General features: G+C 38.4%; 13 protein-coding genes. All 13 read right to left on the bottom strand.

Translation table 11 applies throughout. From position 1 onward, the window contains the following. Positions 1 to 109 precede the first annotated feature (109 nt). Positions 110 to 1012: a 4-hydroxy-tetrahydrodipicolinate synthase gene (gene dapA / locus V514_RS0103335; protein ID WP_029498299.1), complete on the bottom strand. Its 903-nt coding sequence runs from the start codon at positions 1010 to 1012 to the stop codon at positions 110 to 112. 20 nt (positions 1013 to 1032) lie between these two features. After that, entirely contained in the window at positions 1033 to 2073 is a 1041-nt protein-coding gene (locus tag V514_RS0103330) for an aspartate-semialdehyde dehydrogenase (RefSeq protein WP_029498298.1), read from the bottom strand. Between the two features lie 219 nt (positions 2074 to 2292). Beyond that, entirely contained in the window at positions 2293 to 3519 is a 1227-nt protein-coding gene (locus V514_RS0103325) for a M16 family metallopeptidase (RefSeq protein ID WP_029498297.1), read from the bottom strand. A 141-nt stretch (positions 3520 to 3660) separates the two neighbouring features. Continuing rightward, complete coding sequence (gene pnp / locus V514_RS0103320) at positions 3661 to 5781, bottom strand: polyribonucleotide nucleotidyltransferase (protein ID WP_029498296.1); 2121 nt, start codon at positions 5779 to 5781, stop codon at positions 3661 to 3663. Between the two features lie 153 nt (positions 5782 to 5934). Then, positions 5935 to 6204 carry a 30S ribosomal protein S15 gene (gene rpsO, locus V514_RS0103315; RefSeq protein ID WP_010286308.1) on the bottom strand — a complete coding sequence of 90 codons (270 nt, stop codon included), beginning with the start codon at positions 6202 to 6204 and terminating at the stop codon, positions 5935 to 5937. A gap of 200 nt (positions 6205 to 6404) precedes the next feature. Continuing rightward, positions 6405 to 7355, bottom strand: coding sequence for a bifunctional riboflavin kinase/FAD synthetase (locus V514_RS0103310; RefSeq protein ID WP_029498295.1), 951 nt, complete (start codon positions 7353 to 7355; stop codon positions 6405 to 6407). 12 nt (positions 7356 to 7367) lie between these two features. Further along, the gene (gene truB, locus V514_RS0103305) at positions 7368 to 8279 is read right to left on the bottom strand and encodes a tRNA pseudouridine(55) synthase TruB (RefSeq protein ID WP_029498294.1); all 912 of its coding nucleotides are present in this window, start codon (positions 8277 to 8279) and stop codon (positions 7368 to 7370) included. 105 nt (positions 8280 to 8384) lie between these two features. Then, positions 8385 to 8741 (bottom strand): 30S ribosome-binding factor RbfA, encoded by a 357-nt coding sequence (gene rbfA, locus V514_RS0103300; protein ID WP_029498293.1) that lies wholly within the window; start codon positions 8739 to 8741, stop codon positions 8385 to 8387. A gap of 18 nt (positions 8742 to 8759) precedes the next feature. After that, the gene (locus V514_RS0103295; RefSeq protein ID WP_029498292.1) at positions 8760 to 9038 is read right to left on the bottom strand and encodes a DUF503 domain-containing protein; all 279 of its coding nucleotides are present in this window, start codon (positions 9036 to 9038) and stop codon (positions 8760 to 8762) included. Beyond that, positions 9038 to 10978 carry a translation initiation factor IF-2 gene (infB, locus tag V514_RS0103290; RefSeq protein ID WP_029498291.1) on the bottom strand — a complete coding sequence of 647 codons (1941 nt, stop codon included), beginning with the start codon at positions 10976 to 10978 and terminating at the stop codon, positions 9038 to 9040. Before infB ends, V514_RS0103295 begins: the two co-directional genes overlap by 1 nt. Positions 10979 to 11134: 156 nt before the next feature. Continuing rightward, positions 11135 to 11449 carry a YlxQ family RNA-binding protein gene (locus V514_RS0103285; protein ID WP_029498290.1) on the bottom strand — a complete coding sequence of 105 codons (315 nt, stop codon included), beginning with the start codon at positions 11447 to 11449 and terminating at the stop codon, positions 11135 to 11137. Between the two features lies 1 nt (position 11450). Beyond that, positions 11451 to 11723 (bottom strand): RNase P modulator RnpM, encoded by a 273-nt coding sequence (rnpM, locus tag V514_RS0103280; RefSeq protein WP_029498289.1) that lies wholly within the window; start codon positions 11721 to 11723, stop codon positions 11451 to 11453. 30 nt (positions 11724 to 11753) lie between these two features. Beyond that, positions 11754 to 12890 (bottom strand): transcription termination factor NusA, encoded by a 1137-nt coding sequence (nusA, locus tag V514_RS0103275; protein ID WP_029498288.1) that lies wholly within the window; start codon positions 12888 to 12890, stop codon positions 11754 to 11756. Position 12891: the final 1 nt, after the last annotated feature.

Below are 12891 nucleotides of genomic sequence, written 5' to 3'. Positions count from 1 at the left end.
TACGTAATATTACACAATTAAAAAAATGGCAATTCATACCGTTAAATATCGATTAATTAAAAAAAGAGTATCTAGATTTTTTCTAGATACTCATCTTAAATTAAGCTACTTAAACAGTAGCAAATGTTTTTTGTTGTTCGAAGTATGCATCCCACGCAACATCGAATGATGCTTTTTCTTCATCTGTTAATTCAACGATAGGCAAACGAACATTTTCATTACATAAACCTAATTTTGAAAGTGCGTATTTAACAGGTGCTGGGCTTGGTTGTGCAAAAAGTGCACGAATTAACGGTAATAATGCTTGGTGAATTTTGGCTGCTTCTGCATGGCGACCTTCTTTGAATAAAGAAATCATCGTTTGCATATCATTGCCAACAACATGTGCCGCTACAGAAATAACGCCGTGTCCACCGACAGCTAATAATGGTAAAGTAATACCATCATCTCCACTGTATACTTTAAAGTCATCAGATGTTGAAGCAAGAATTTCAGACATTTGATCTAAATCGCCGCTTGCTTCTTTAATAATTTGAATGTTTGGAACTTGAGACAGTTTCGCTACTGTTTCAGGTGTGATATTAATACCTGTACGACCAGGAATATTGTACAGCATCACTGGAATATCAACTGATTGTGCAATATCAACAAAGTGAGCATAAATCCCGCGCTGATTTGGTTTATTGTAGTAAGGTGCTACTAACATTACGCCATCAACACCAGCAACTTCTGCTTTTTGAGCCATAATTTTTGAATAATACGTTTCGTTATCCCCAACACCTGCAATAACCGGTACACGGCCATTTACGCGATCTACTGTATATTTTAGTACGTCTAATTTTTCTTCTGTTGATAATGTCGGTACTTCCCCTGTTGTACCTAATACAACAATCGTATCTGTACCCGTTGAAATTAAATGTTCAATCATACCTGCTAAATGTTTGTAATCTACCATAGCACCATCTTTCGTAAATGGTGTAACCATTGCCGTTCCAATATTACCTAAATCCATTCTTTCCATCCCCTTAAATGTTATAGTAAGCCATCTTCAAGCATTGCTTCTGCAATTTGTACTGAGTTAAGCGCTGCACCTTTTAATAAATTATCTGATACAACCCATAAGTGGAAACCTTTATCATTATTTAAATCTTTGCGGATACGGCCTACAAATGTTCCTTCTTTACCTTCCGCTTCAAGTGGTGTTGGGTATTCTTGGTTTGTTGGATCATCTTGTAAAATAACACCTGGTGCATCTTTTAAAACATTTTGGATATCTGCTACGCTCACGCCTGCTTGTTCTACTTCAATAAAAATAGATTCTGAATGTCCTGCAACAACTGGTACACGTACACAAGTTGCAGCTACTGCTAGCTCAGGTGCATGCATGATTTTTTTTGTTTCATTAATCATTTTCATTTCTTCGTATGTAAAGCCATTATCTGTGAACACATCGATTTGTGGCAATACGTTACGCGCAATTGGGAAGTGGCGTTTATCGCCTTTTACTGGTAAAATATTCGCTTCTACATCTTTACCTTTTTCCCATTGTACACTTTGCTCATGAAGCTCTTCAATTGCGCTTACACCTGAACCTGATACTGCTTGATATGTCGATACGATTAAGTTGTTTAAACCGTATGCTTGGCGAATTGGTTCAAGGGCAACCATCATTTGAATTGTTGAACAGTTTGGATTTGCAATAATTCCTTTATGTTCTTTAATGTCTGCACGGTTTACTTCTGGTACAACAAGCGGAACATCTGGATCCATACGGAATGCACTTGTATTATCAATAACAACCGCACCGCGCTCTGCTGCTGCATGTGCTAATGCAGTCGATACAGAACCCCCTGCTGAGAATAACGCCACATCGACACCTTCAAATGCTTCAGGCGTTGCTTCCTCAAGCACGTACGTTTCACCATTGAATGATAACTCCTTGCCAGCAGAACGCTTTGAAGCAAGCAACTTCAACTTACCTATTGGAAACTTTCGCTTTGAAAGTTGCTCCATCATTTTTGTTCCTACTGCTCCTGTAGCACCGACAACTGCTACTGTTAATTTTTTCGTCATCATCCATCTCTCCCTATGTTTATAAAAAACTATAATTGGCGTTATTGTATCACATTAATGTATTATTGTGTATAATAATCCGACTATTTCGGATATTCCCTCACTTTAAAGCGCTTACACCTTTTTTTCAAGAAAATCAGCGATAATAACGCTATAAAATATGTGCATTTTGCATACAAAAAAGAAATGGAGTAAATTTATTTATTCACGCCATTTCTTTTATTTTTCTTGCTTGCTAAAAATCGCTGAGCGTGCATATGGTTTCGTCAAAATTCGTTGAATAACGCGTGTTACACTTTGACTCGATACAACAGCTAACTCTTTTAAAGATTGTTCGACTGTACGATTCTCTCCATATGTGATTTCATTACGTGCATTGCGGTTCATATAATCAAAACTTGTTTCTAAACCTAATAATAAACCACTTTCTAATTGAATTTTAGCACGTTGAATTTCTTCCTCTGTGACGCCATGAGCAATAATATCAGCAATGACTGCTAAAATGGTTTCTTCCATTTGAGCAAGTTGTTTCATCGACGTTCCACCATAAACCATCCATGCGCCCATATCTTCATACGAAGAATAATAAGAGTAAACGCTATATGCTAATGCTTTTTCTTCTCGTACTTTTTGGAATAGACGCGATGACATCGAGTCCCCGATAATATTGTTTAATACGAGCAAACTTACGATATCTGGGTCTGTTACAGCTAATCCTTCGTAACCTAATACAAGATGCGCCTGTTCAATCGCCATATTACGTTCCACATTATTCGCATGAAACGCGGGTTTTGTATGCTGCACTTGTTGACGTGCTTCATTATTGAATTGGTTAAATGTTTCGACCACGTATTCAATCAATTCTTCATCAATATTACCAGCAAGCGAAATAACGACTTCACTTGGCGTATAATGCTCAGCCATAAACGCCTTAATTTTTTCTCTTGTAAAGGTACTCAATGTTTGTTCGGTTCCTAAAATTGGCGCAGCCATTTGCGAGCCTTCAAACATCGTCTGCCATAATCGTTCATCTACACTATCTTCTGGATCATCTTCACTCATCGCAATTTCTTCTAGAATAACTTGACGTTCCTTTTCAATATCCTCTTCACGAAACGCTGAGTTGAAAAATAAATCTGCTAATAGCGCAATTGTTTTGCGCGCTTCATAATCTAATGACACCGCATAATAACACGTTTGATCTTTCGATGTAAATGCATTTGTTTGTGCACCTAAGCGGTCAAACTCTTCCGCTAATTGCTTTGCTGTACGCGTAGCAGTCCCTTTAAAAAGCATATGTTCTATAAAATGTGTTAAGCCGTTATCTTCAGCTTTCTCATAACGCGAACCTACATTAACAAATATACCAATTGCTACCGAGCGCATATGCGGTAATTTTTCTGTAACAATTCGTAAGCCATTTGGGCAAACTATTTTAGTTGTCATTATTAATCTGTTAATTCATCTCTCGGATTAAATTAACAGCTTTCACCTCACTTTAATCGTTCATTTCACTTCGCCTACTATAGCACAATGGCACAAAAAAAGCGCGATACACTGCGTATCGCACTTTTTAACACGAAGCTGTTATACTTCTTCAGTTGCGTTCTCTTCTTGAAGTACAACTTTTCGCGATAAATTCACGCGATGTTTTGCATCAATTTCAATACATTTCACACGTAATTCATCACCTAATTTCAAGACATCTTCTACGTTGTTTGTACGTTCTTCTTGAATTTCAGAAATGTGCAGTAGACCATCTTTACCAGGGAAGATTTCTAAAAATGCGCCGAATTTTTCGATACGTTTTACTTTACCTAAGTAATATTCACCTACTTGTGCTTCGCGGACAATTCCTTCAATCATCTCTTGCGCTTTTTGAATCATCTCTTCGTCAACAGAAGCAATAAAGATTGTACCATTTTGTTCTGTATCAATTTTAACGCCCGTTGCATCAATAATTTTATTAATTTGCTTACCACCAGGTCCAATAACATCACGAATCTTTTCTGGTTTAATTTGCATTTTTTGAATTTTAGGTGCATGTGTTGATAATACGGTACGAGGCTCTGCCAATGTTGCAAGCATTGAATCTAAAATAATCATACGACCACGTTTCGCTTGCTCTAATGCTTCCTCTAAAATCGCACGGTTAATTCCGTCGATTTTAATATCCATTTGAAGTGCTGTAACACCTTTAGCAGTACCAGCTACTTTAAAGTCCATATCGCCAAGGTGGTCTTCCATTCCTTGAATATCCGTTAATACAGCATAGTTCTCGCCTTTTTTCACAAGTCCCATAGCAATACCCGCTACAGGAGCTTTTAACGGTACACCTGCATCCATCATTGCTAGACATGAACCACAAATAGAGGCTTGTGACGTAGAACCATTTGATTCAAGAACTTCTGATACACAACGAATTGTATATGGGAAATCTTTTTCGTCCGGAATAACAGCCAACAACGCGCGTTCTCCTAATGCACCGTGACCAATCTCACGACGACCAGGGCCACGCATTGGACCAACTTCACCAACTGAGAATTGAGGGAAGTTATAATGATGCATAAAGCGTTTATTTTCTTCCACACCTAAGCCATCAATTAATTGCACTTCCGATAAAGACCCTAACGTACAAACAGATAATGCTTGTGTTTGACCACGCGTAAATAAACCTGAACCATGAGCGCGAGGAAGTAAATTAACTTCCGAAGAAAGTGGACGAATTTCATCTAACTTACGACCATCTGGACGAATTTTTTCATCGGTAATTAAGCGGCGAACTTCATCCTTAACCATTTTATCTAACACTTGTGAAACTTGTTTTAATTGGTCTTCCACATCATCAGCATCACCAATTTTTTCAGTATATGCTTCGATTACTACTGCTTTTACCGCTTCGATTGCTTCATCGCGAGCATGTTTTTCATACGTTTGAATAGCCGCAACCATTTGCGTTTCATATGCTACATTAATTTCTGCAACAAGTGCCGCATCTAATTCGTGTAGTTCAACAGTCATTTTTTCTTTGCCACATTCAGCAGCAATGATTTCTTGAAAAGCAATCACTTTTTTGATTTCTTCATGACCGAATAAAATTGCTTCAAGCATTGTTTCTTCAGGAACTTCTAATGCACCTGCTTCTACCATATTAATCGCTTCTTTTGTACCTGCTACGGCTAAGCTAATTAATGACACAGCCTCTTGTTCCGGGGTTGGATTAACGATAAATTCGCCATCAATCAAACCAATTTGCACACCTGCAATTGGACCGTCAAATGGAATATCAGATATCATTAGCGCTAAAGAAGAACCAAGCATCGCGGCCATTTCAGTTGAACAATTTGAGTCTGCCGACATAACCATTGAAATAACTTGTACTTCATTACGGAAGCCATCTGGGAATAATGGGCGAATTGGGCGGTCAATTAAGCGTGATGTTAAAATTGCCTTCTCTGAAGCACGACCTTCGCGTTTAATAAAGCCTCCCGGAATTTTACCCGCCGCATACATTTTTTCTTCATAGTTTACTGTTAATGGGAAAAAATCCGTTTGCTTTGGTTTCTTTGATGCTGTCGCATTACATAACACAGCTGTATCGCCATAACGAACCATTACTGCACCGTTTGCTTGTTTTGCTAATTGACCGACTTCAATTTGAAGCGGACGACCAGCCCATTCATAGGTATAAACCTTTTTTTCGCTCATTGTAAAATGAACTCCTCTCTACAATTATCTAACGCCATTTTTTATCTATGTAATAGTATATTTTATCAAAATTTATCATTTTTAACATCTAGGAAATGTTTGAAAACATAAGAAAAAGCGGGGCGAGCCCGCTTTTGTGTGCTGAATTAAATTCTAGCGACGTAAACCTAATTTTTGGATAGTTTCGCGGTAACGAGTTACATCGTTTTCACGAAGATATTTTAATAGGTTACGACGACGACCTACCATTTTGAATAAACCGCGACGAGAGTGGTGATCCTTTTTGTGTGTACGTAAGTGATCGTTTAATAAGTTGATTTCTGCAGTTAATACAGCGATTTGTACTTCTGGAGAACCAGTATCACTTTCGTGTGTGCGGAATTCCGCGATGATTTCGTTTTTACGTTCTTTTGTTAGAGCCATGCTCTACACCTCCTAAAATTATAAAAACCCCCATTTACTGAGTTCATCGTTGGAGAATCGATTGACCAAGTAATGGTTGTCCGTGATTAAATCACTTAAAGAAGTGTATCATATAAAGGCTTTCTGTTGCAACTATATTCACAGCTTTTGACAAAACAAAAAAGGAACCGTCAGCATTGACCATTCCCTTCTAACGTGTATTATTTTTGTGCATCAAAATATGCAACACAGTGCTCTTTGTCTGCTTGAAGCTGTGCAATCAGCGCATCAATACCATTAAAACGTTGTTCATCACGTAAACGTTTATACCAATCGATTGCTACCTCTTCTCCATAAATATTACGATCAAAATCAAAAATGTTTACTTCAATTGTTAAAAGCTTTTCATCTGGGTTTTTAAAAGTCGGTTTGAACCCAATATTACACATGCCTTCATACCATTCATCTTGTACACGAATTTTCACTACATAGACACCATTGGCAGGAATAAATGTTCCTTCAGGTACTTGAACATTCGCTGTTGGGAATCCAATTTGACGCCCACGCTTATCACCATGTACGACAACACCTGGCGTTTGGTAGGGTCGGCCTAATAATGTTTGAACTTCTTCAATATTCCCATCTTTTAATAACCCTCGAATACGTGTTGAACTCACCTTGTCATCACCATCCTCTAATTTTTCGACAACTTTCACTGAAATTTCCGTCCCGCAAAGTTGCTTCATAACATCCATATTACCGCAACCTCTGCTACCAAATGTATAATCAAACCCTGCGGTCACATGTTGAACATGTAGGTCACGTACGAATAATTGAACAAAATCTTCCGGACTTAGCTTTGCAAAATCTGATGTGAAACGAACAACAAATAATGTATCAACGCCAAGGTTCTCCAAAATCTCAATTTTTTGCTGAAGCGGTGTAATATAAAAAATTGCTTCTTTCCGTCCCCCTAATACGAGTGATGGATGCGGGTCAAATGTCATTACCGCTAATTTTGTATTTGTTTGTTGGGCGATTTCTTTCGCTGCATTGATTACCTTTTGATGACCTCTATGTACGCCGTCAAAAAAACCTAATGCGAGTGAATAAGGGCCACTCACTTCATCCGCATGAATGTGATGTGGATACATCAATTGAATCACTTGCATTGAACGTTCCTCCTAATCTATGTTTGGAAACATTTTTTCTGGTTTCATTTGTCCTTCTTTAGACGGATGTTTTACATATACCGCCACTGCTTTTTCTTGTTCTGTAAATACTAGTTTATCATGTTCACTTAATTTTGAATGCATAGGAAGGACCATGCCGTTTTTGACTTGTTTTTCATTTTGTATAGTTATTTCTTGATGTGGAAATTCAGTTAGCGCTGTCTCTAATGGTCGAATGACCTCTGTTAAACGTTCTTCATCAGCTAACACTTGTAATTCTGCTAACGTCACACATTGTTCGCGTGTATAACTTCCTGACATCACACGCGTCAGCTTTGCCATATGCGCGGGATATCCTAATAATTCACCCATTTGAACTGCTAACGTACGAATATATGTCCCTTTCCCGCAATGAATCCGCACAGAAAATGTCACTTCATCGCCAGAGAACGTCTCATGATTCTCTAATAATTCGATACGAGAAATAGACACTTGGCGACTTGGTCGTTCAACGGTTTGTCCAGCGCGCGCATATTCATATAACTTGCGACCATTCACTTTAACTGCCGAATACATTGGCGGTGTTTGTGTAATCGTTCCTGTTAGTTGCTCAAAAACAGCTTCTAATTCTTTGCGAGAAAAGTTTTTTGCAGTGCGATTCTCTTCAACTGTATCCCCCTCTGCATCTTCAGTTGTTGTTGAACGGCCAATTGATATGATGGCTTCATATATTTTCCCTGCATCTGTAATATATTCCGCTAAGCGAGTTGCATTCCCTAAGCAAATTGGTAATACACCATCTACTCCTGGATCAAGCGTTCCAGTATGTCCAACCTTTTTCATTCTTAAAATTTTTCGTACTTTAAATACGCAGTCATGTGATGTCATTCCGCGCTCTTTCCATAAAGGTAAAATACCGTGCATATTCATTCTCCTTTGTTGCTATTCATTCTTTAAGAATAGCTTTTTGTGTACATGATTTCAATAAAAAAGACTGAGAAGCTAATGCTTCTCAGTCTTTTTTTGTTATTAATAATCTTTTTCAGATTCATGTAGTTGACGCAGTAATTGGTCAATTTTATTACCATATTCTGTTGAAGCATCAAATTCAAATGTTAATTCTGGCGTGATGCGTAAACGAATACGCTTTGCAATTTCTGAACGAATAAAGCCTTTTGCTTTTTCAAGACCTTTTAAAGTATCTTCTTTTTCACGTTCATTGCCTAGGCTTGTAATATAAACCGTAGCTTGTTGCAAATCACCTGTTACTTCAACATCTGTAACTGTAATAAAGCCTACACGAGGGTCTTTTAACTTACGTCCGATAATGTCACCAAGCTCTTTTTTCATTTGCTCAGCAACTCGGTTTGCACGTACTTGTGACATACAAGTTTCACCTCTCTGCTATAAATACTCGATGTTGATTTTTGTACACTCCCATTCCGGATGTGTTTCTAAAAATGCGATAGCTCGGTCGATTTCGCGCTTAGCAGCGTTAGTATCTGATGCTACAGCTACTAATGCAATCTCCGTTCTCTGCCATACATCTTGATGATTGATTTCCGCTACAGAAACATTAAATCGCTGTTTTGCGCGCATAGTCATACGTTGCAAAATCGCTCTTTTTTCTTTTAGCGAATGTACCGTTGGAATAAAAAATTCGCACTCGGCATAAACAATCATTAGCGTTTAATTTCTTCCATCACGTATGCTTCGATGATATCGCCTACTTTAATATCATTGTAGTTAGCGATAGTAAATCCACATTCATAACCTTTTGCTACTTCTTTTGCATCGTCTTTGAAACGTTTTAATGAAGATAATTCGCCTTCGAATACAACGATTGAATCGCGGATAACGCGTACGCCGGCATCGCGAACAAGTTTACCATCTGTTACGTATGCACCAGCAATTGTACCAACTTTAGAAACTTTGAATGTTTCACGTACTTCTGCGTTACCAATAACTTTTTCTTCGTATTCTGGATCAAGCATACCTTTCATTGCTTGCTCGATTTCTTCGATTACCTTGTAAATAATACGGTGTAAACGAATATCTACGCCTTCTTCATCTGCAGCGCGTTTTGCATTAACATCTGGACGTACGTTGAAACCAATAACAATTGCATTTGAAGCAGCTGCTAATGCGATATCTGATTCAGTAATCGCGCCGGCACCTGTGTGAATAATTTTCACATTTACGCCTTCAACTTCAATTTTCATAAGTGATGCTGCCATTGCTTCTACTGTACCTTGAACGTCAGCTTTAACGATTAAGTTTAATTCTTTCATTTCGCCTTGTTTCATTTGTTCAAACAAGTTATCTAATGTTACGCGAGAACCTTCGTTACGATGTTCTTGAATAGCTAATGTTTGACGCGCTTCCCCAACTTGACGCGCGCGTTTTTCATCTTCAAACACAACGAATAAATCACCAGCTTGTGGCACATCACTTAAACCTGTAATTTCTACTGGTGTAGAAGGACCAGCTGATTTTACGCGACGACCAACATCGTTGACCATTGCACGTACACGACCAAATGTATTACCAACTACAATCGGATCCCCAACATTTAATGTACCATTTTGTACTAATAATGTTGCAACAGAGCCACGACCTTTATCAAGTTGTGCTTCAATTACTGTACCCATTGCTAAACGTTTAGGATTCGCTTTTAATTCGCCTACTTCAGAAACTAAAAGAATCATTTCTAAAAGTTGATCGATACCGTCACCTTTAAGTGCTGAAATTGGTACGAAAATTGTATCGCCGCCCCAATCTTCAGGAATTAAACCGTGTTCTGTTAATTCTTGCATCACACGATCAGGGTTTGCAGAAGGTTTATCCATTTTGTTTACTGCTACGATAATTGGCACTTCTGCCGCTTTCGCATGGTTGATTGCTTCAACTGTTTGAGGCATAACACCATCATCAGCTGCAACAACTAAAATTGTTAAATCGGTAATTTTCGCACCACGTGCACGCATTGTTGTAAATGCTGCGTGTCCAGGTGTATCAAGGAATGTAATTTTCTTATCGTTAACGTTTACTTGGTAAGCACCGATATGTTGCGTAATACCGCCCGCTTCGCCTTCTGTCACTTTTGTGTTACGAATTGAGTCTAATAATGTTGTTTTACCATGATCGACGTGACCCATAATCGTTACAACTGGTGGACGTTCCATGATTTCTTCTGGGTGCTCTTCTTCGTCTTCGAAATAAGTACCTAAGTCTGTACGGTCAATACGGATTTCTTCTTCAACTTCTACACCGTAATCAGCACAAATTAATTCGATTGCATCTTTCTCAAGCTCATTGTTAATTGTAGCCATGATGCCTAGCATGAATAATTTTTTAATAATTTCAGAAGGTTCGCGACCTAACTTTTTCGCTAACTCACCAACAGATAGTGTTTCATAAAATGTAATTTGTTCCGGTAATTCTTTTTTCACTGGTGGTGGCGGAGTTGGACGGTTTTTACGACGTTGGCCTCCGTGAATACCTGGTCTACGGCGTTGATTTGGACGACCGCCTTGACCTGGGCGTCCACCACCGCGATTATTATTGTTACGAGAGTTACTATTGTTGTTATTATTAGTTTTAGATGATGAATTATTAGTCATAGTACTTCCTTACTTGTTATTTAGTTTTTGTCTTTTTACGATAAACGACATTAGATCGCCATCCCATTTATCGTAGGACGAGTTCCTGGCTGTCCTTTCGGCTATAATGATGGCCTTTCTGAAGTGGTCAACACCAGTATCTCATAGACAGACAACTTACGCTAACTCGTTGAAGTACTGCGATAGCTTTTTTGCAAAGCCGTTATCCATAATTGCTAGAGATACACGCGTTTCACGTCCAGTTGCGTGACCTAGTTGTTCACGCGAACCAAAGACATAAATCGGCACATTATAATATGCACATTTATCATGCAATTTTTTTGTTGTGTTTTTCGAAGCATCTGCTGAAATAATGACAAGCTTTGCACTATTTGAGCGTACTTCTTTCACCACTTGTTCTTCGCCTGAGACGACTTGTCTTGCACTGGCAGCAATTCCTAATAAATTAAAAATGGCTTGTTCTGTTGTCATTTTACGATTCCTTTCGAATAACTGCGAGTAAGTCTTCATAAATTTGTTCTGGAATTTCTACTTCAAGCTGATGCTTTAAAACATTTTTACGCCTTGCTTCTGCAACAGCATGCTCTGTTTTTGAAACATAAGCACCTCGGCCTGATTTTTTACCGGTTTCATCTACTGATACTTCGCCATCTTTAGAACGCACAACACGAATCATCTCTTTTTTAGGATGCATTTCATTTGTTGCAACACAGCGACGTAACGGCACTTTACGATTTGCTGGCATACTTTTCACCTTCCAAATTAAGTCGGGCGTTTACGCTTCTTCGCCGTCTTGGTATAAATCGATTTCTACTTCTTCAGAAACAATTGTTTCTTCCACAGGTACAAATGTAGAGTTCTCATTAGGGTAAATACCTAATTCACGTGCATCTGTTTCTGATTTAATATCGATTTTCCAACCAGTTAATTTTGCAGCAAGACGAGCGTTTTGACCACGTTTACCGATAGCTAATGATAATTGATAATCAGGTACAACAACAGTAGTTGATTTTTCTTCTTCATTTACTTGAACATCGAGTACTTTTGAAGGGCTAAGTGCATTTGCAACGAATTCGATTGGATCTTCTGACCATTCAACGATATCAATTTTTTCACCATTTAATTCATTTACAATTGTTTGAACACGTGCACCTTTTGCACCTACACAAGCACCTACAGGATCCACTTCTTCATTGTGAGCTAGTACAGAGATTTTAGAACGATCGCCCGCTTCACGTGCAATTGATTTAATTTCTACAGTACCTTCAAAAATTTCTGGTACTTCAAGCTCGAATAAACGACGAAGTAGGCCAGGATGAGTACGTGATACGAATACTTGTGGTCCACGCGTAGAACGTTCTACTTTTGTGATATACACTTTGATTCGATCATGTGGCTCGTAAGTTTCGCCTTGAATTTGTTCATTTTGAGGAAGTACAGCTTCGATTTTGCCAATGCCTACATAAATATTGCGAGCGTCCATACGTTCTACAACACCGTTAATAATGTCATCTGCGCGGTCTACGTACTCTTCATAAATAATGCCACGTTCTGCTTCACGGAAACGTTGTGTCACAATTTGTTTTGCAGTTGTTGCTGCAATACGACCGAAATCACGAGGAACTTCTTCTTTTTCTACAACATCACCAAGTTCATATGATGGGTTGATTTCTTTTGCATCTTCTAATGAAATTTGCAGACGATCATCTTCTACGATACCTACTACGTCTTTGCGTGAATAAAGGCGCATTGTTCCTTTTTCTAAGTTTAAGTCAACACGTACGTTGGCAGCTTGATCGTAGTTCTTTTTATAAGCATTGATTAATGCAGCTTCGATTGCATCTACGATAATTTCACGAGAAATCCCTTTTTGTTCTAGTGCGTTTAATGCACCAACTAATTCCTTACTCATT

The sequence above is a fragment of the Kurthia huakuii LAM0618 genome, from assembly GCF_000505545.1.
GTDB lineage: Bacteria > Bacillota > Bacilli > Bacillales_A > Planococcaceae > Kurthia > Kurthia huakuii.
Note: the sequence above shows the minus strand (reverse complement) of the source record. Positions and strands in the feature narration are given on the sequence as shown.